The sequence below is a fragment of the Bifidobacterium asteroides genome (genome assembly GCF_019469425.1).
Lineage (GTDB): Bacteria > Actinomycetota > Actinomycetes > Actinomycetales > Bifidobacteriaceae > Bombiscardovia > Bombiscardovia asteroides_I.
Window position 1 is genome coordinate 1,094,173 of sequence record NZ_CP048272.1, and the last position, 18,521, is coordinate 1,112,693.

The following is an 18,521-nucleotide window of genomic DNA, read 5'->3' on the forward strand; positions in this document are numbered from 1 at the left end:
ATGCGTGAGCATGCTCCGGCTGCGATGAATGATTTGGAGGAGCGTGTCTAGCGATGGATGATGCAATGTGAGAGGGGAAGGGGATGACGTTGTTGTGCAGGTGAGGACTTGTGGAGGCTCAGCCCATCTCTCAGACTGCCCAGCGGATCCAGTCAGCACCGAGAGGGTGTTGTGGGGTGCTGCAAGATACCCTGGAAAAGGAGAGACACTGCCGTCTTCTTGGACAAAGCTGTCATCCATGCAAAACAATAAACTGCTGTTAGCGTCGCCAAGAAGATTTCCTTCATGTTTTGAGTGTTTTGAATGCTTCGGCTGAAAACCTTTTCTGTTCCCCGAGACTGTAGCATTATGCATGCAGACAACAAGATGCCAATGAGGGAGTGGGATGTCCGAAAATCCAGGCGGGGCAAGGCCTAAACGCAAATGGAGGCGGGTCTTTGTTGCCCTGGCAATAGCACTTGTTCTTGTCCTCGGAGTCATTCTGCCGGGAGCGGTCGTTTTGGTCTATGAGGACACCTTCGGAAAACGGTATGCCACGCCCGGGTGGATGCGTTATGCGCTCGCAGACTTTCCCGGATTGCGCATGAAGCGTTGCACCTTCCGTTCCAAGGACGGTCAGAAACTGGCTGGGTATCAGTATTCAAGAGACGAACCGAACCAGCGTGGAGGCGAAGCTGATGGCCTCGTCGTCATTGCTCATGGTTTCGGCGGCGGCGGGCAGAACACCTACATGGATGTTGCCGACTATTTCACCTCTCAGGGCTTTCTGGTCTTTGCTTATGACGCCACCGGCAATGACGAAAGCGCCGGCAGGTCTGTCAAGGGCCTTCCTCAAGGGGTCGAGGATCTGGACCAAGCTCTGCGTTTCGTAGAGGGCGAGAAAACATATGACAATCTCCCTGTTTTCCTGTTCGGACAGAGCTGGGGAGGGTATGCCGTCGGCGCTGTTCTCAACCTTCATCCAGAGGTCAAGGCTGCAGTTATGGTCTCTGGATTCAATCGTTCGATTGATATGATGAGTCAGCCACGCAGGAAAATCGCTGGCCCTGCCGTCTCGCTTATCCTGCCTTGTGTGGGCATCTATGAGCATATGAAGTTCGGGAAGTTTGCAGGTTACACTGCTTTGGATGGGTTGAAGAAATCCAAGGCGGGAATTTTCATCGCTCAGAGCCGGGACGACCAGGTGGTGCCGGTCAGATATAGCTATGACCTCTTCCATGAGGCATTGCAGGCCAACCCACGATTCTGTTTTCGTGAATACCAGGATCGCGGGCACGCCTATGTCTACTATTCACAGAATTCGGTGGGATACCGCAAGCAATTCGACCAGGATTACAAGGAGCATATGAAGCGACTGGGTCAAAAGCCGTCCAACGAAAGCTATAACGCATATGCGGCCAAACACTTCGACAAGTCAAAGGGCTTCGAGCTTGATCTGTCCCTGATGAACCAAATGGCGGACCTCTATCGCCAATATATGGATTGAGACGCAAAAAATACAGCCGGATGCGGTCTTCTTCCGTCGTCCAATGAGCGAGACCGTATTCGGTGTTGCTTATCGGTTTGACATGTCGGCCTGATACCAGAGAACGGCGATGTTGATCCGGTCCCTGACCTTGAGTTTGGCCAGTATGCGGCTGACGGTCTTTTTGACTGAGTTAGGCTGCAGCTGGAGGCGCTCGGCAATCTCCGCATTCGACAGACCTTGGCTGACCAGCGATGCGACCTCAAGCTCTCGTTTGCCCAGCTGATCGAATTGTTCGCGAGCCTCAGACTCATCATTGGCTCTTGGCCTCGGGACTCCTTTTCTGATCACTTCGGCCGTGATGCGCGGGGTGAGAATGGCATCGCCGGCATGAACCGCGTGGATGGCTCTGTTCAGGTCAACTGTCTTGACGTCTTTGAGCAGGAATCCGGATGCGCCCGTTCCTAAAGCCGTAAAGGCATAGTCGTCCTCGTCGTAGGTGGTCAGAATGAGAACACTGATTTCAGGATAGAGTTTCTTGATACGGCTGGTGGCGTCCAGCCCGTCCATGACCGGCATGCGCACATCCATCAGAATCACATCTGGCAGAGGCTGCTGATGCATAGCGGCTGTAGCCAGCTGATCCAGAGCCTCTTGGCCATTGGCCGCCTGTGCTACGACATGCAAGGCCGGATCCTTGGCGACCATCAGTGCCAGTCCCATGCGGGTCGGACGCTGGTCATCGACGATCATGACGCCGATCATGCGTGCTCTTCCTTGCTTGTATTGTTGGCTGCTGGTCCCGCTAGGGAGGGTATGCGTGCCTGTAATGTCCAACCGTCAGGACCAGGACCTGAGCTGAAGCTGCCGCAGTGCGCTTGCACTTCGGCTCTTAACCTGGCAAGGCCGGTACCGTTGCCATTGGCATTGTCGACATCATGGTTCAAGAGTCGGCCATCATCCCGAACGGTGATGTCAATGCCGCCCTGGCTGTTGTGATCCCAGGAGACCACAATACGGTTGACCTCCTGCCCGTGGCGGAGGGCGTTGGTGACAGCCTCCCTGGTAACGGTAAAAGCGAGGTTGGCCTGCCCGGGATCCTGTGGTCGACGGCCTGTCTCCGTCAGGGCAGTACTGATGCCAACATGTCGAGCATGGTCGAGGACGGGTGTGATGTCATCCCAGCTATGCCTCTCCCCTACGGACTGCAGTGGGTCGTTTTTCGGATCTTTCTCTGATCGCAGGGCTTTGACAGCAGTTCGGGTGTCCTCCAATCCCTGCCGTGCCAGATCGTTGATCATCAAGATGGCCTCATCCATTTCCGGCTTTCCGCTGGCATGATCCAGTCCCTCCGATAAGGCGATGATGGCGGTCAAGTCGTGACCCACGCTGTCATGCAGCTCGGCGGCAATCCTGGACTGATGCATGGCCTGGTCTCGCTCTCGGGTCAGGGTCAGGGCATGCGAGCGTTCCTCTTTCAATGCCTGCTCTGACATACGTGACTGCCTCACGGAGCGTGAGAGAAAGGCAATTGTCAGGCAGAGAGCAAAAGCCAATCCAGTCGGATACAGAAGGTCAGTGAAGTGGACATCATGATGCCAACTGGCAGAGAATGCAATGCTGAGCAGGCCTAGCATGGCCGAACTGCCCAGCCCAGATGCCAAAGTTGCCATGCTCTTGGCTTCTACAGCGCAGGCATAAAGGCTGACAATCCAAGGAATGACCAGGTAGGTGCATCCCGAGCCGTAAATTGCTGCAGATAGGGCAAGCAGGCCGCTGACCGTCAGGAGGATGGCCAACGGGTGCAGGCGACGCAGGCAGAGGGCCAGCACAGCCATAAGCATAATGACCACGAACAGAGGCAAGCCCCAGCCTGTATTCCTTAGGACTTGGTAGAGGGTCCCATTGGCACTGCTCGGGGCGAGAATCAGCCTGGTCAGCATCATCGTCTCGTAGAGAGCGCAGAAAAAGACCGCCACGAAGGCCATGTATGGCCGGTTCCACAATTGAATCCAGTCTTGAGCCTTCTTGCCTGCCCTCATCGGTGAGCCTCTTCCTGATAATCGCTGGTATTCCATTATGCTGTCAGACACTGAGAAGTGCGACCTAGCAAGTGTGGCATCCTCCATTTATGGATTGTGTACTTGAGACTAAATGGCTTTGCGGGCCTGGTGCCGGAACATGAGAAGGCTGAACAGTACCCAGATGATTGCCGCCATAGACGGAGCCATCATAGAGGCCGTGGATGCGATATTGCCCATGTCACGGGCTGCGGATGCAGTAGTAATCAGGGCCAGCGGATACGGCAACGCCAAGGCCGGTGCGGCAACCGACAGCGCACAGCCTGCCAGCGTGAGCAGAAACATGATGCTCATGGTCGAGGCGAAGGATTCGGCTCTAGCAGCTATGGCCTGGGTCAGAGTCATAATGGCCCACACTGCCAGCGTCATTGGTACGCCACGCATGAGATATGGGCCTAGTTCCGCTGGATCGAAGCCTCCTGCCAAAACACCCACGAGCATGAATTCGGCTTCGAAGATTACGACGGTCAGAAGGGAGGCCAGCAGTCCGTGCAGCATCTTACCGGCTATGGCAGTCCCAACCATTCCGGAGGCATTAAGACGCTGCCAGTTGCGTCCCTTGTGCTCGTTGGCTTCAACCTGGGCGGCAAAGGCCGCGACCAGGACGGGCATGAAGACCATGCTTGGAAGAAGGATCGCCTGCCCCCAGACCGCAGCCCAGGTCACCCCCTGAGCCTGAAAGTCCGGCTTGTAGCTCTGATACTGGTCCCAACCGTTGAAGATGCCTATGGCATTGAAGAGCACGATGGCCAGCCAGTACCAAAGATTGCCTGCCTTGCGGATCTCCCATTTAAAGGCGGCAGCGATCGATGGCCTGGGGCGATGAATCGTAGTGATGGTTATAGCGTTTGTTGGGTATTGCCTGGTCATCGGCGTGACTCCTTGACCTTAATGATGAATGCTGATATTCCCGACCAGACAATGCAGGCCAGAAAGCTGGTCAGGACCTTCTGCCATGGATCAGCGACCAAGGCCATTCTGGCAAAGCCGTCAGAGCTGGCTGAAGACATGAAGGGGCTGGCTGCGGAACTGATGCCGGCCGGAAAGAGCCAGCCCAGGCTTGGCATATTCATTGGACCCAGTCCAGTCCCGATTAGACCGGCTATCACACCCATACCCAGTCCTATGGCTTGTCTATCGATTGCCAGAGAGAGGACGAGTTGTATGGCTGTGACAGCCGTGGATGAAAAGCAGGCGATCAGTGCCGGAATGAGCATGTATGCGGCCAGACTGCCATCGAGACGGAACCCTTGTGCTGAAGCCGCCAGCGGTATCCAAGTCAGAGGAATCACGAAGCAAAGTGCAAGCGCGCATCCAGCAACTATGAGTTTGGCAAGAAACCTCCCAGCCGCACTCTGACCCAGTGAACGCCATTTGAGATCCATGCGCTCGCTGCTTTCCAGGACGGCAAGCCGGCTCGTCAGCAGGGCTGCAAGGATGGGTGCCAGCAGACCGACGGTCTGGAAGATCTCACCTTGGGCAAGAGCAATGGTGCGAGTGGCGAGGTTCGCAGATTCGGCTCGTTTCATGAATGCCAAACCCGACCATGCAGAAACTAGAGCAATCATGCCTAAGGCCATCCACCAAAATGAGGAGCCTTTCAACTTGCGAAGCTCCATCGAAAGCAGAACTAGTCGGCCTCTAGGATGGAGTAAACTTGGCGACTTTTCCGATAGGAATTCTCCTGGCCTTGTGGGAATTGATTCCATGGCGCTCATCGTATGCTCCTCTGTTTATGACCAGACGGGTTCATAGGGCACTGCGCTGCATTGTTCTGCAAGACACCGCTCTGTTGAATATGGTTCTGCGGTTTTTCCACCAATTCGAGGAAGGCCTCCTCCAAGCTCTTGCGTTCGGAAGCGACACGGTACACCTGCAGACCTTGCGATACCAGCTGAGTCACCAGCACCCCGATTTGCGAATCAGGTATCTCGGGAATGCGCAGGGAAGCGCTTTTCCTGACATATTCACAGTGAATGCCCCGGGCTTTGAGTGTCTCTGCCGCCAACTCTGGGTCAGACACCCGCAGACGGATATGCCCCCTCTCGCGCAGGTCCTCCAAAGACCCTTGGTAGAGCAGATGACCGTCGGCAATGATGCCAACCACCGGAGCCATCTTTTCGATCTCGGAGAGGATATGGCTGCTGATAATGACGGTGACTCCCTCGGAAGCGGCCAGGTCCATGATCATCTGCCGCACTTCGACAACCGCCTCAGCATCCAAGCCATTGGTCGGCTCATCCAGGAGCAGGAGCTCCGGCTGCGAGATCAGTGCCATGGCGATGCCCAGCCGTTGCTTCATCCCCAGGGAGTAGGTACCCGCCTTCTTTTTCTCGCATCCCTGCAATCCCATCTTTGCCAGTGCCCCTGTGGCAGTCGAAACTGGCAAACCCAGATAGTCGGCCACCATGCGGCAGTTGTCCAGGCCCGACAGGCTTGGGTAAAAGCTGGGTCCTTCAATCATGGAGCCCACACGTCCCGGCTGTATCGGGCTATCGTTTCCAACCTGTTGACCCAGCAGCCACATGCTTCCTGCAGTTGGTTTTGTCAAACCAAGAAGGAGCTTCATGGTGGTCGATTTTCCGGCTCCGTTTGGTCCCAGCAGTCCGTAGATCCCGCCATCCGGCACCTGTAAATTCAGGCTATCCACGGCTTTGAAACCACCATAGGCCTTGACCAGCCCCTGTGTGCGCACAGCCAGCTGCGAGTGATTGTGTCCGTCTGCATATGCCATTGTGCTTCCTCTTCCAATCGGAGTTCAACTGATTCCTATGCAAGTTCGGAGCGCACAGGCCTTCAACGCCGGAAAAGAAAATGTCCCCTGCAGGGGACATATCGATGCTGACGAGGCGAATTTGTATCCGCAGGAAAGACACCTGACTGGATTTAGTCATCTTCATGATTAGATAAGGAATTTTTTTGCAAGCGAGCAGAACCAAAAGCGACTTCTTTAAGAACCTGTCATTGGGATGCCTTAGACCTGTTTGCGCATGCACTCCCCCACCCCACCTCCACGAAACAATCGATTTGACCTTGACATAATGGCAGGGTTTAAGGTCAAGGCATGACAGGAGAGAGTAAGCGCAGTGGCAAGGGCTATAAAGACGGCTTGAACATCGGTCAGGTCTCTGAGCTGACCGGGGTCAGCCGGAGAATGCTGCGCCATTGGGAAAGGGAAGGACTGATTTCTCCCATTCGTAGTCAGTCAAATTACCGGCAGTATATGCAAGAAGATGTCGCACGGCTGGAGCGAATTGTGATCTATAGGGAGATTGGATTCAACGCCCGACAAATCAAGGCAGTGCTCAATTACACGCCACCCCGAGCCCTGGACGAGTTGCTGGGCGAGCGCTTGCGCATTGAGGAAAGAGTTCAGCTTCTTAGGAAAGCTGCAGATCGTTTGGACCGTCTCATAGCCCTCACCGAGGGGAAGTCGGGTAATGATTCAGCTGCTGCAAAAAACAATCGAGAAAATCAGTACTTTTCAGAAGCGCACGAACGCTGGGGGTCCAGCAGGCAGTGGCTTGAGTATGCGGAGCGAAAAGCTTCGCGCTCCGAGCAAGAGCAGAAAAAGGACATGGCCCGGCTCAGGGACGTGGAAAGCAAGCTTGCACAAGCCAAACGGAAAGGTCTGGCTCCCACCTCGGATGAGGTTCTCAAGCAGATTGATGAGCATCGGCAGGCTCTCTCATGGTTCCACGTGACCCCGTCCATGCACGTCATTATGGGGCGTATGTATATGGCCGACGTGCGTTTCAGGCGCCATTACGAACAATTGGAACCCGGATTGGCGCAATGGATGCTGACCGCTATTGAATCTGCAGCGTATGCAAACGGGATAGATCCGGCCACCGCCAAATGGGAATAAGACAGGTCAGCATGTTCCGTCTGAGCAACAGATTCTGTTTCACAACCCAATCGGAAGTCCCTCAACGAAGAGACGAGGCAACCATGCATAGTCATAACCAGTCCAAAGCTTCTGCTTATGCAGGCGTAAGCATTAGTCCTGTGCCGGAGCCAGGGAAGGATGCGGAACCGCCTGAGCCTTACAGGGGCATCTATCTCATGCCCATGTTCATGTGCTTGTACAGCCACGATCTAGAAGAATCAGAGGTTTTCTGGACGCAGGGACTGGGCTTCATCAATCTCTACACCATGCCAGGCATGATGATTCACTTGAGGCGCTGGGCCTTTCAAGATGTGCTGATCCGCAAGAGTGGTTCCAATGTAGGCGGCGCTTATTCGGACATGGAGTCCATAGGAAACCTAAGCATAGCAGTCACCGAACAGCAGATCGGCAAGATTGTGGAAATATGCGAGCACCTCCGTCCGGGCTCTACTTCAACACCTGCTCGTAAGCCGTGGAACTCGCTTGAAGCTACGATTCTAACTCCGGAGGGTCTGGCCCTTACCCTCACAGCCGCCATGGCTTTCGACAAACAGCGGACTGACGCTTATCTGAACAGGCGCGCTCAATGAGCAAATATTACCCCCCCCCCCCTTGAACTATGATTCGATTCCACGGGCAACGATTCAATGTCGCGAACGGCGGACGGGGAAATCAATATATTCTCAGTGCCGGTTTACCCCCCGGATCTAAAAGTTGCTTCGAAGATGTATAGGTGCCCTGCAATTTGCCGATTGGCAGTGCCTTTCGCAGCCAACCGCAGAACACGTGTCTCTTGTTCAGATAATGCAGGTGTGATTACTGGGCGTCATGCCTTGCTGACTGCTTCCACGGAGGTCGTGTTCATAACAATGGACCCAGCAACAGCTTCGTTGATAACTGGAGCAAGACATGAGGCTCCTACGTCTCTCCGCAGATAATCATGGCCTTCGGCCCCTGATGTCGGCAGAACAGGGAGGGTGCTCTAGTTGCATTGCCAGTCGGGTGGGCAGCACGGTGATAGAAAATGCAAGTGCACACATCCTAGATACGGTTTTAAATATTGCTATCACGAATATGTTGAGAGATTGCTTTTTGGGTCGCCTATCCTGTGAATCTGGTCGCAAGGCAACCTATTACCGTCTGCTTATGAAACAGCTCCTTATCAGATATCCGAGCGCCTATTTTAGCCCCTTCAAGTACTTACGTATCTTCTTCAGGGCCCAGTTATAATGGCTGGAGGTCGAGGAGATGAAGGCAGAGCCCAAGGTAGAGTTTCCGGTCCATGGAAGGACGCCCTTGGTGAACAGCTGCTCATTGGTGAACGATTGCGCCAGGGCCATGACCTTCTTATGGGATTCGACGAACAGATCCAGAGCCTGATCGCAGGTGGTGTCATTGTGTTTGTCCCGCAGTTTCACATTCAACTCGCCGTAATTACGCCAGTTGTAGCCGTCAGGAAGAAAGGCGTGGGTCCTGCCCTGCTGGTTGTCCTCCACCCAATTCAAAAGAAGCTGATGCCACTCGTGGAGATGGACGAGCACATCTTTGATGTTCCTGTCGCGTGCCCAGTGGGCCCCCTTCTCCTTGCTCAGGTCGAAGGAAAAGCGGCCATTGCGTTCTTCAGGTGTCAGCGACTCAAGCAACGCCATGAGTGTGTCAAAGCCCCCTTCGGCCGCCTCGATGAGTTCTTCCTTGGTGGTAGGTCGTGCCATGACGGTCCTCTATTTCTCTCTGGTTGATAAGGTCTGACCGGTTCATTGTCACCTGTCTCGGTTTGTCATCGACTCTACACTATTTGAGCCTTGCAAATGCTCATGTGTAGGGATCAATCGCATGCGCCAGTTGATGTCGGCGTTGATTCAGTGCTGAGTTCATAACCCCATAGCATCACAACTACGGTGATGATCAGGCTGAATACTAAGGCAGGACCAATGTGGGTGGATCCAAGATCCTGTTCCGGGCCCCTGATAGCTCTGATCAATGATTGTGGAAACTGCGAGGATCGAGCAGAGGACAGTCTGGGATACGACCATGGACAGCAAGACGGCGCTCCAGACCATGGGTGCTGCTTTGAGTTCGGACAGAGCGCCTCTCATGCCATGGGCGCTTTCGCAGAGAATGACTGGCTGATGCGGCCATCGCGCACGGCAAACAGCCGATCGCACTGACCTGCCACCTCATTGTTATGCGTCACCAGTACGATGGTTTTCTCTTCGTGATTGGCGAGTTCCTTCAGCACTGATATGACCTTTTCTCCGGATTCTTGATCCAGAGCACCGGTTGGTTCGTCCGCGAATACTACATCTGCGTCGGATAGCAGGACGCGGGCCAGGGCAACACGTTGCTGCTCGCCGCCCGACAGCAGGGTGACGCTTTTCTTTTTCTGATCGATTAGGCCAAAATACTTCAAGAGGGAATCCGCCTTCTTTCTGGGAAAGCGGGATCCGCGAAGGGTGAATGGCAGAGCCAGATTCTGTTCGACTGTCATGCTGGTGATCAGGTTGTAGGACTGGAATACGAAGCCCAGATGTTGGCGTCTGAACTTGGTCATGGCCGACAGTCTCAGACGGGTTATGTCCTTGCCCAGCAGCCGCACGGTTCCGCTGGTGGCCTTTTCCAGCCCGGCCAGGCAGTACAGCAATGTTGATTTGCCGCTGCCTGACGGCCCGATGATGCCGGTCATCTCCCCCGGATATGCGGTGAAGGCGATGTCATTGAGAATAGTCAGGGAATCACCGCGGCGCGGGGAGACCACCATGGACAGCCCTGTAGCTTCAACCGTTGGCGCAGGGCCTCTGCTCTTGCTCACGTTGGCGTCATTCATAGTTGCATCTTTCCCTTGGATGATAATCGCTGGCCTTCCAGGTCAGAGCCTCTACGCTCAGCAATGTAGATTCGCCTTGTTGGTGTCATATGCCCTCGTACATCACTTGAACCTGTATGACGGTCATCCTTGTCGCCATCTTTCAATTCCATTAATATCAGCGCAAGAGGGGATGAAACACCCTGAGTTACCCTGATTCGTCCCGGATTTTTTTGGAATAACGGCATGTTCATGCAGGCATGCTTACTCGGCATCACTAGCAGAGCCGGCAGTGCCGAGTATCAGCTGATTATTGTCGCAGTCTCATTCGCTCACAAGCAGCAGAGATTTGATGGCGGTGCGCTGGTCCATGGCCTCATAGGCCTCCTGGATGTGATCCAGGGCAAAGCGCTCGGTGAAAACTTTGCCTGGCTGGATGCCGCCCTTGAGCACTTGGTCAAGCAGCAGATGGTTGTCATATGTGGTGACTGCGGCTATGCCTCCTCGAAGACCGACATTGCGCCAGAACAGCTTAGAGGTATCCATGCTGACCTGCTGCGGCACGCCGACCCTGCCGACTACTGCGCCGGGTCGGGTCACCCTGACGGCGGTTTCGGTGGACAGTTCGGTGCCCACGCATTCCAGGACGGCATCGGCTCCGGCTCCGTCGGTGAGCGCCATGACCTGCTCTATAGCAGCTTCGCCGCGTTCAGGCACGATGTCGGTGGCCCCGAATTCGCGCGCCAACTTCTGGCGGTCCTCATGCCGGCTCATGGCGATTATGCGCTCGGCCCCACGCAGTTTGGCCGCTATGACTCCGCACAGACCCACGGCTCCATCGCCCATGACCACGACCGTGTCGCCCTCCTTGACTTGGGCGGTGGCGGCTGCATGATAACCGGTGGCCATCACGTCGGAGAGGGTGAGCAGGGAGTCGAGCATGTCGTCGCTGTAGTCCTCAGGCTGGCCTGGAATCTGCACCAAGGCCCAGTCTGCGTTGGTGAACCGCAGATACTCGCTCTGGTAGCCGCCACTCCCCTGCCTGTTCGGGTCAAGGCAGTCTCCGTCGAAGCCAGCCCTGCAGGCAGCGCAGTGCCCGCAGCCATGGGTGAAGGGCGCTATCACGAAGTCGCCCGGCTTGACATGGGTGACATCGGAGCCAACCTTCTCGACCAGGCCGATGGCTTCATGCCCTACATGACTGCCTGAGGGCATTGAGGAAATCCCCCGGTACCACCACAGGTCGGACCCGCACACGCAGGCGCGGACGACCCGAATCACGGCATCTCCAGGCTTTCCGATGGTCGGCATCGGCGCTTCCTCCAGCTCGATGCGGCCTGGCTTCACAAACTTTGCTGCCTTCATACTCATGCTCCCCATTCTTCACTACCTGGCGTATCCGTTTGCCAAGTATGCGGACGAAACATAGTCTACGGAGTTCAATCCACTTGAAGTCAAGTCAAATCCTTACTGTGCGCGATTCACGGGGGTGCAGAGAAGATTGTCAGGTGAAGATGCGGTCATAAGAGCCACCATGTCAGGGTGCTGCATAGAGGTGGCATATAGGAAGTATCTCATATGCCTTGTGACAGATCGCATGCATCTCTGCACGCACGTCATGGATCGAATCACAAGGAATCAACTTACTTGGAGGAGCTTTCGGGACCGCCAAGTTCCTTGAGGAAGGCGGCATAGACTTGGGGATTGCGATGGTTTTTGCTTGCTTGGACGATCAGCCCGTGATATTCGCGTAGATCGTTGAGCGGCCATTGATCAATCTGAATAAAATCCGCCTCGTACTCCTCACCCTCCTGGTATGACCGCAAGCAGGCCCACCCCAGGCCGTCCAGCATCCGGCGTGCGTAGGCGTCCCAGATGAAGCAGGGCTGGCCGAAGGCATAGAGCCGTATAACATCCGCCGTCTCGCGCCCGACACCGGGAATGGTGAGCAGACTGTCACGCAGACCTTCATCCGCGCATTCCTCCACGTCGGCCGTGCAGATGCCATGGGCCAGCAGCCACTGAGCCAGGGCCTTGCATGTGCGCGCCTTGGCCGTCATGAAGCCGCTGGACTTGATTAAGGTTGTCAGCCTCGCCCGGTCGACGTCGGCCATGTTGCATGGGTCAAGCAGATCGGCCTTGCGCAGCTGCTGGATGGACATGGCTGCGTTCCTCCAGGCTGTATGTTGGACCAGCACCGCTCCAATCATCATTTCGAAGTCGGTCTCTGCTGGCCACCAATTCTGCAATCCCAGACGAGCGAGCAAACGTGAGTACAGCCACTGTGAGCAACCGGCATTTATCCTGCCTGAATCGCCCATAACGCCTCCACCAAATTCTTGACGCTTTCATGGTAACAGCTGGCTGGAGTCGGTGCTGAGCGAGTCAGAGAATGGCAGGAGCCTGGGCGAAGTCTGTGATAGTGCCATCGGCCTCAGAGCGAATGGAGTCCCAATCCATGTCCGAGGACTGGTCGTACATGGCCCAGACTTTCATTCCAGCGCGCTTGGCAGAATCGACGGCGACCAGAAGATCTTCGAAAACCGTGCAGTGGTCAGGCGCAACGCCCAGCATCCGCGAAGCCAGCAGGTAGATTTCCGGCTCCTCCTTGCCGATGCTTTTGACGTCATCCACACTGCAGACCTGGTCGAAACAATCGGTCATCCCAGCGTGTTTCAGGGCAGCCCGTCGTAGGCGCGGCGGGAGGCTAGTTGCCACAGCCAGGGAGGCGCCGCTGGCCCTCAGCGCATTCAGGTAGTCGAGTGCGTGTGGCTTGGGTTGCACAGCTGTGGCGTAAAGCAGGAGTGCGTCCTCGTTCCACTCCTCCACAAGCTCGTCTGGGCACTCGTCAAGGTGGAAGCGGTCGATGGTGTATCTAGCGATGGCATCGGTCTGCATGGAGGCCACTACAGATGAGTAATCGTCCGGCATAGGAATGTTGCGGCGAGCAAAGAAACGTTGGTCGATTTCCTTCCAGACTCCCATGGAATCCAGAAGCGTGCCGTCGAGATCGAAGATGGCAGCCTTGTCATTGTTGACTTTTATTCCATTTTCGTCCATCCCGAAGTTCTCCCATTCATTGAAGTTCTCATAGTAGCATGACCTCAGATGCGCTCTGGCCCAGCGGCCTTGAGCCAATCTTCTCCCCGATCAGCCTCGGCTTCAGAAGAGTAGTTATGTTCAACAGTCTAATGTTGCCGCGCAAGGCATCAATCCAGGAGATTGTCAATTATTTTGCGCTCAGTGATAGAAAAGCATATAAAAGTTGAAGAAAATATACAATATTGGTTGAAACAATGTTAGCATGCAAATACTAGAGAAAATCATCGAAAAGGAGACTTATGGCTATTCAAGAAACAACAGCGGCTCTGGCTGATCCCCTTCGCCGTAGTGTGCTAGATCTCTTAGAGCAAGGTGGCATGGAGGCTGGGCGCCTGGCCGAAAAGCTGGGAATGACTCCGTCCAAGCTGTCCTATCATCTGAGGAAGTTGAAAGAAGCTGATCTGATTGTTGGCCACAAACAGGGCACCAGGGTCATTTATGAACTCAATCTGAGCGTGCTGGACAGCACCATTCAGTGGCTTTACCGTCTGCGGACTAGCGCCAGCGACAAGAGAAGTCTGCCCGCGCAGCAGACAGTGAGCGACGCTGGTCCGACGGCGGTTTCGGAGTTTTAGAGGAGACTCTCATGGCTGATGGAGAGAGGACCGAAGCAGCCAAGAGCGACAAAACGGGTCGGTTCGTCCCGACCCTGGTCGTGGCTCAGTGGTTGCCAGGGCTGATCATGCTCGGCATAAGCCGCTTAGTGGTCAATCGTCTGCCCAATGAAAAGGTTCCGCTTCATTGGAACGCCCAGAATCAAGTGGACAGCTGGGGCTCTCCCCAGGAGCTGGTCTGGATGCCCTGCATGTTTCTGGTCATTGCGCTGATTTGGACCATTATTATGCTCTTCCTGCGCGCAAACTTGATTAAACGTGGTGATGAAGCGGGGCATACTTTGACCGTTTTTCTGCTGGGTGGGCTATGCATGCAGATTATTCTCGCGGTTATAGATATGTTCGCCATAGTTGCTGCTGATCCTCATTGGGATTGGTGGCCAACGAATTTCGGCATCGATAAAGTGGCCATGCTATTGACCGGTCTGACTCTCATGGTCATCGGCAACTTCGCTCCTAAAATCAGACCCAACGGTGTCAGCGGTTTCCGAGTGCCAGGTGCATATGCCAGCCGCGAGGCCTGGCGCCGCTGTCAGCAGTTTGGCGGCGTGCTCTTCATGATTCTGGGTGTGGTCATGATCTTGGCTGCTCTGGCTTATGGCGGATTCAGACTCTACTGGATCTGTGGAACAGCTTTCGCAGTCGTCCTTGTGCTCATATTTGCCTATGGTTCATACGCGGGCAGAAAGTATGCCGAGCAGGGAGAACCTGTTTCCCGCCGCTAGTTCTTGTATGCAACCAGTGGTTTGAAGGAGGCTGTAAATGAAGGATCAGGATACAAGTAAGAACTTCCTGAATTCGCTGGAAGGATTCGAAGCTGATTTGGACCAAACCAAGTACCCGGCTACACGGTCCTTCATCAGCAGCATCATTTCACGAGTCAAGCTGCAACAGTCTGGACAGGCGTCGGCTTTCACCCTGGAAACTGTATTAGCAGACACAGCACAAACCTTGTACTTCATTGAAACAAGGTTGGATGCACTAGAGCACAAGGTTGAAAGCTAGTACATTCCTATCGGGGATCGTTGGGGATATGAGAGCATCCCCGGTATCTTTCTCATCTGACTAAACCGATAATGACTGGCTGCATATCCAGCAATCGTCTGCGTTCACATTCTTGAATCTGTATAGCTATTGGGTCGGGTTAGGTCTTGTGAAGGTATGTTCTTCGTTATTAACAATCCTCAGTTTTGCTTAAATTGATGAATTCGTATATGCCATCATTCGATTTTTGCAATTTCGAACCATCTACTCTAAACCCTGCTCTCTGATAGACTTTAATCGCACTTTTATTGAAGCTGGCTACATCCTCTGGATCATTCTCCATGTCATAAAAACTATATCTATCCTTATAATGCCATTTTCTGGCAATCTGGTCTGCATTTGCCTGAGTTAAGTGTGTTATTTTCTTAAATTTCATATTGAATCCTTACTCAATCTGCAGACTCAGAATTAATATCGGTTGCAATGACACAAAGACTTCGCTTAAGTATCCCCACAGTTAATCAATAAAACCTGAATTGTGGGATAGACACAAATCCCACTATGCATTGCGCTGCGACTGGAGTGTGATGGTCGGGGTGCCGCTCACGAGCTGCAGGGTTATGGAAAGGTCCCTGGGCCGACTAAGGAGCCAGGCCGGGGACCTTTTTTCATTTACGCTTCTTCTTCTCGCGGATATGCACGGAGATCTGGATGGGAGTGCCCTCGAAGCCGAACTCCTCGCGCAGGCAGCGTTCCAGATAGCGACGGTAGCCGTGCTCCAGGAAGCCGGTGGCGAAGATCACGAAACGCGGCGGCCTGGTGGAGGCCTGGGTGGCGAAGAGGATCCTCGGTTGTTTGCCGCCTCGCAGTGGATGCGGGTGGGCGGCCTGAACCTTGCCCAGGAAGGAGTTGAGCTTGCCGGTCGGTATGCGCTTGTCCCATGATTTTAAAGCGGTGCGCATGGCCCTGGCCAGCCGGTTGGTGTGCCAGCCGGTCTTGGCAGACAGGTTGACCCGCTCAGCCCAGGTGACCCGGTCGAACTCGGTCTGCCAGAGCCGCTCGAGACGCTGACGGCCAAAGTCGTCCAGCAGATCCCATTTGTTGAAGACCAGGACAATGGCCCGGCCCGCATCCACGGCCTGGCTCATGACCTTGAGATCCTGGTCCGCAATGGGCTGGGATGCGTCAAAGAGGATGAGGGCCAGCTCCGAACGTTCGATGGCCGCCTGGGTGCGCAGACTGGAGTAGTACTCGGCTCCCGAAATCTTGTGCAGGCGGCGTTTGATGCCTGCAGTGTCGATGAAGAGCCAGTCTTTGCCCTCCACCTGGACGATCTCGTCGACCGGGTCACGGGTGGTGCCGGCCAGATCGTGGACCACTGCCCGCTCCTCATGGGCCAGCTGGTTGAGCAGGGAGGATTTGCCCACGTTGGGCCGGCCGACCAAGGCCACGCGGCGCAAGCCCTCGGGGGTGAGGAATCCAGAAGTTTTGTCGGCCTTCCTGAGTTGTTCCAGTGCTGTGTCCAGCAGATCGCCTATCCCCCGACCGTGCATGGCGGAGATGGCATAGGGTTCGCCCAGGCCCAGCTTCCAGAATTCGGAGGCGGTGTAGTCGGCCATCCGGTCATCCAGCTTATTCACAGCCAGAACCACCGGCTTGCCGGCGGCCCGCAGCATGGTGACGATCCGCTCGTCGCTGGCGGTCAGCCCCACTTGGCCGTCCACGACCAGAATGACGGCATCAGCCAGCGATACGGCCACTTGGGCTTGGGAGGCAATGGCGGATTCGATACCCTCCACATCGCTCTCCCATCCGCCGGTGTCCACCAGTTTGAATCGGGTGCCGGCCCACTCGGCCTCATAGCTGACTCGGTCCCGTGTCACGCCAGGGGTGTCCTCGACTACGGCGGCACGGCGGCCGAGAATCCTGTTGACCAGGGTGGACTTGCCTACGTTGGGCCTTCCGACCACAGCCAGCACGCCTACGGCCTTGGCGCCTTGGTCCTGGTCATCCCGCTTCTCGGAGCCGCCCTCCAAAAGGGCACGGTCCTCTTCATCCAGCTCATAGCCGTCCAGATTGCGGGCGTACTCGTCGTGGGAGTCTTTCTCCATGGCCGAAGAGACCAGGTCGATCAGGACTTGCAGTGTTTGCTCGAAGGTCAGATCGGAGTTGTCCAAGGTGGTCACACCATCGGCGGCGTCCAAGAAAGAGGTGACCTTAGAATCTCGGGCATCCCGTGCGGCCAGATCCTCAGCGCCGGCTGACCCTGACCGGGCCTGGCCGCTGCGGCGGGCCTGGCGGACCTCCTCACGTGCTGTCAGCAGCACGCGGACCTGGGCATCCGGGGCCACCACCGTTGTGATGTCTCGCCCCTCGGCCACTACTCCGCGCTCCTGGTCGGCCATGATGGCCCGCTGAGCGGCGATGAGTACACGGCGCACGGCTGGAATTGAGGAAACCACAGAGACGTGCTCGGAAACCCTGGTGGAGCGTATATCCTGATCCACGTCCTGGTGGTCCAGACTGACACTGGGATGCTCCGGGTCCAGCCCCATGACCAGATGGCCGCCGGTGATGGAATCGGCTACGACCTCGGTGATGGTCTCCTTATCGGGCTGGTCCGCGTCCAGGTCTAGCCCGCGTTCCATGCACCAGAGGGTGACCGCGCGGTACATGGCGCCCGTGTCCAGGTAGGCCAGTCCAAAATGCTTGGCTAGGGCCCGCGAAGTGGAGGACTTGCCCACTCCCGCAGGGCCATCGATGGCGACAGTGATCACAGTCCGACCTCCTTATCCAGGGCCTTGATCTCAGCCGCCGAGAGCACCCTGTAGGAGCCCGGCCGAATCTCGCCCAGTCGGATGGGGCCGATCTGGGTGCGCACCAGCCGGGTCACCGGGTAACCGATGGCTCCGAAAATGCGCCGCACTATCCGGTTCTTGCCCGAATGCAGGACCACCTTGACGATGGTGTGCTCGCGGTTGTGGTCGATGATGGCGCAATGGTCCAGGCGGATCAACCCGTCGTCCAGCTCCACCCCTTGGCTGACCAGCCTTCGGCAAACATTGCCGCCAATGTGGCCGCTGAGCGTAGCTATATAGGTCTTCTCCACCTCGTAACGCGGATGCATGACATGCTGGGCCAGCTCCCCGTCGTCGGTCATGAGAATGAGGCCTTCGGAGTCATAGTCCAGCCTACCCATGTGGAAGACGCGCTCGTAGCGGTCCCCGATGATGTCGCGCAGGGTGAACCGGCCCTTGGGATCGTCCATGGTCGAAAGGACCTTGCGGGGCTTGTTCAGCGCCAGCGTGACGTGCTTGTCGTTCAGGTGGATGCGGGATCCATCCACGCGAATTCGCTGATGGGAAGGGTCCACCCGGCTGCCCAAGGCGGTGACCAGCTCACCGTCGACCTCGACCCTGCCCTGGGTGATGATCTGTTCGCATTTGCGACGAGAGCCGAATCCGGCCTGGGCCAGCACCTTCTGGAGGCGGATACCCTCCTCCCCCTGTTCGCGCGCTCTGATCGCCTGTGTGTATGGATGTGGCATCGTTCTCCCAACGTGGCCTGATAGATATGCAACTGA

General features: G+C 55.7%; 20 protein-coding genes. 6 read left to right on the forward strand and 14 right to left on the reverse strand.

Going from position 1 to position 18,521, the window contains the following annotated elements; translation table 11 throughout:
- The first annotated feature begins 385 nt into the window (after positions 1 to 385).
- Complete coding sequence (locus GYM67_RS04435) at positions 386 to 1,486, forward strand: alpha/beta hydrolase family protein (protein WP_220237298.1); 1,101 nt, start codon at positions 386 to 388, stop codon at positions 1,484 to 1,486.
- A 69-nt stretch (positions 1,487 to 1,555) separates the two neighbouring features.
- Here the strand turns inward: GYM67_RS04435 and GYM67_RS04440 are convergent, their stop codons facing one another.
- The 5 genes from GYM67_RS04440 to GYM67_RS04460 all read right to left on the reverse strand — a co-directional run bounded on the left by GYM67_RS04440 (position 1,556) and on the right by GYM67_RS04460 (position 6,280).
- A complete protein-coding gene (locus GYM67_RS04440) occupies positions 1,556 to 2,230 on the reverse strand; it encodes a response regulator transcription factor (RefSeq protein WP_220237299.1) in 675 nt (224 codons plus the stop codon).
- Entirely contained in the window at positions 2,227 to 3,507 is a 1,281-nt protein-coding gene (locus GYM67_RS04445; protein ID WP_220237300.1) for a sensor histidine kinase, read from the reverse strand. Before GYM67_RS04445 ends, GYM67_RS04440 begins: the two co-directional genes overlap by 4 nt.
- A 108-nt stretch (positions 3,508 to 3,615) precedes the next feature.
- Complete coding sequence (locus tag GYM67_RS04450) at positions 3,616 to 4,416, reverse strand: ABC transporter permease (protein WP_220237301.1); 801 nt, start codon at positions 4,414 to 4,416, stop codon at positions 3,616 to 3,618.
- Complete coding sequence (locus GYM67_RS04455) at positions 4,413 to 5,264, reverse strand: ABC transporter permease (RefSeq protein WP_220237302.1); 852 nt, start codon at positions 5,262 to 5,264, stop codon at positions 4,413 to 4,415. Before GYM67_RS04455 ends, GYM67_RS04450 begins: the two co-directional genes overlap by 4 nt.
- Entirely contained in the window at positions 5,261 to 6,280 is a 1,020-nt protein-coding gene (locus tag GYM67_RS04460) for an ABC transporter ATP-binding protein (protein WP_220237303.1), read from the reverse strand. The genes GYM67_RS04455 and GYM67_RS04460 overlap by 4 nt, the downstream gene beginning before the upstream one ends.
- A gap of 330 nt (positions 6,281 to 6,610) precedes the next feature.
- Between GYM67_RS04460 and GYM67_RS04465 the strand changes: the two genes are divergently transcribed.
- A complete protein-coding gene (locus GYM67_RS04465; RefSeq protein WP_220237304.1) occupies positions 6,611 to 7,414 on the forward strand; it encodes a MerR family transcriptional regulator in 804 nt (267 codons plus the stop codon).
- 197 nt (positions 7,415 to 7,611) lie between these two features.
- On the forward strand, positions 7,612 to 8,025 hold the full coding sequence (locus tag GYM67_RS04470; RefSeq protein ID WP_220237305.1) for a VOC family protein: 414 nt from the start codon (positions 7,612 to 7,614) through the stop codon (positions 8,023 to 8,025).
- 104 nt (positions 8,026 to 8,129) lie between these two features.
- On the opposite strand, the gene GYM67_RS09400 is transcribed toward GYM67_RS04470, so the two are convergent.
- The 6 genes from GYM67_RS09400 to GYM67_RS04500 all read right to left on the reverse strand — a co-directional run bounded on the left by GYM67_RS09400 (position 8,130) and on the right by GYM67_RS04500 (position 13,298).
- Complete coding sequence (locus tag GYM67_RS09400; protein ID WP_220237408.1) at positions 8,130 to 8,252, reverse strand: LuxR C-terminal-related transcriptional regulator; 123 nt, start codon at positions 8,250 to 8,252, stop codon at positions 8,130 to 8,132.
- Between the two features lie 361 nt (positions 8,253 to 8,613).
- Entirely contained in the window at positions 8,614 to 9,147 is a 534-nt protein-coding gene (locus GYM67_RS04480; RefSeq protein WP_220237306.1) for a ClbS/DfsB family four-helix bundle protein, read from the reverse strand.
- Positions 9,148 to 9,527: 380 nt separating this feature from the next.
- On the reverse strand, positions 9,528 to 10,244 hold the full coding sequence (locus tag GYM67_RS04485) for an ABC transporter ATP-binding protein (RefSeq protein ID WP_258561577.1): 717 nt from the start codon (positions 10,242 to 10,244) through the stop codon (positions 9,528 to 9,530).
- Positions 10,245 to 10,562: 318 nt separating this feature from the next.
- On the reverse strand, positions 10,563 to 11,618 hold the full coding sequence (locus GYM67_RS04490; RefSeq protein ID WP_220237307.1) for a zinc-dependent alcohol dehydrogenase family protein: 1,056 nt from the start codon (positions 11,616 to 11,618) through the stop codon (positions 10,563 to 10,565).
- A 263-nt stretch (positions 11,619 to 11,881) separates the two neighbouring features.
- A complete protein-coding gene (locus GYM67_RS04495; protein WP_220237308.1) occupies positions 11,882 to 12,559 on the reverse strand; it encodes an endonuclease III domain-containing protein in 678 nt (225 codons plus the stop codon).
- 64 nt (positions 12,560 to 12,623) lie between these two features.
- Positions 12,624 to 13,298: an HAD family hydrolase gene (locus GYM67_RS04500; RefSeq protein WP_220237309.1), complete on the reverse strand. Its 675-nt coding sequence runs from the start codon at positions 13,296 to 13,298 to the stop codon at positions 12,624 to 12,626.
- Between the two features lie 281 nt (positions 13,299 to 13,579).
- Between GYM67_RS04500 and GYM67_RS04505 the strand changes: the two genes are divergently transcribed.
- The 3 genes from GYM67_RS04505 to GYM67_RS04515 are packed head-to-tail and all read left to right on the forward strand — an operon-like array spanning position 13,580 to position 14,959.
- Entirely contained in the window at positions 13,580 to 13,915 is a 336-nt protein-coding gene (locus tag GYM67_RS04505; RefSeq protein WP_220237310.1) for a metalloregulator ArsR/SmtB family transcription factor, read from the forward strand.
- Between the two features lie 11 nt (positions 13,916 to 13,926).
- Complete coding sequence (locus GYM67_RS04510) at positions 13,927 to 14,679, forward strand: SdpI family protein (protein WP_220237311.1); 753 nt, start codon at positions 13,927 to 13,929, stop codon at positions 14,677 to 14,679.
- 37 nt (positions 14,680 to 14,716) lie between these two features.
- Positions 14,717 to 14,959: a hypothetical protein gene (locus GYM67_RS04515; protein WP_220237312.1), complete on the forward strand. Its 243-nt coding sequence runs from the start codon at positions 14,717 to 14,719 to the stop codon at positions 14,957 to 14,959.
- Between the two features lie 169 nt (positions 14,960 to 15,128).
- Here the strand turns inward: GYM67_RS04515 and GYM67_RS04520 are convergent, their stop codons facing one another.
- From GYM67_RS04520 to GYM67_RS04530, 3 genes are all read right to left on the reverse strand, one after another.
- The gene (locus GYM67_RS04520) at positions 15,129 to 15,374 is read right to left on the reverse strand and encodes a hypothetical protein (protein WP_220237313.1); all 246 of its coding nucleotides are present in this window, start codon (positions 15,372 to 15,374) and stop codon (positions 15,129 to 15,131) included.
- A 232-nt stretch (positions 15,375 to 15,606) separates the two neighbouring features.
- Complete coding sequence (der, locus tag GYM67_RS04525) at positions 15,607 to 17,715, reverse strand: bifunctional cytidylate kinase/GTPase Der (protein ID WP_220237314.1); 2,109 nt, start codon at positions 17,713 to 17,715, stop codon at positions 15,607 to 15,609.
- Complete coding sequence (locus tag GYM67_RS04530; RefSeq protein WP_220237315.1) at positions 17,712 to 18,485, reverse strand: pseudouridine synthase; 774 nt, start codon at positions 18,483 to 18,485, stop codon at positions 17,712 to 17,714. The genes der and GYM67_RS04530 overlap by 4 nt, the downstream gene beginning before the upstream one ends.
- Positions 18,486 to 18,521: the final 36 nt, after the last annotated feature.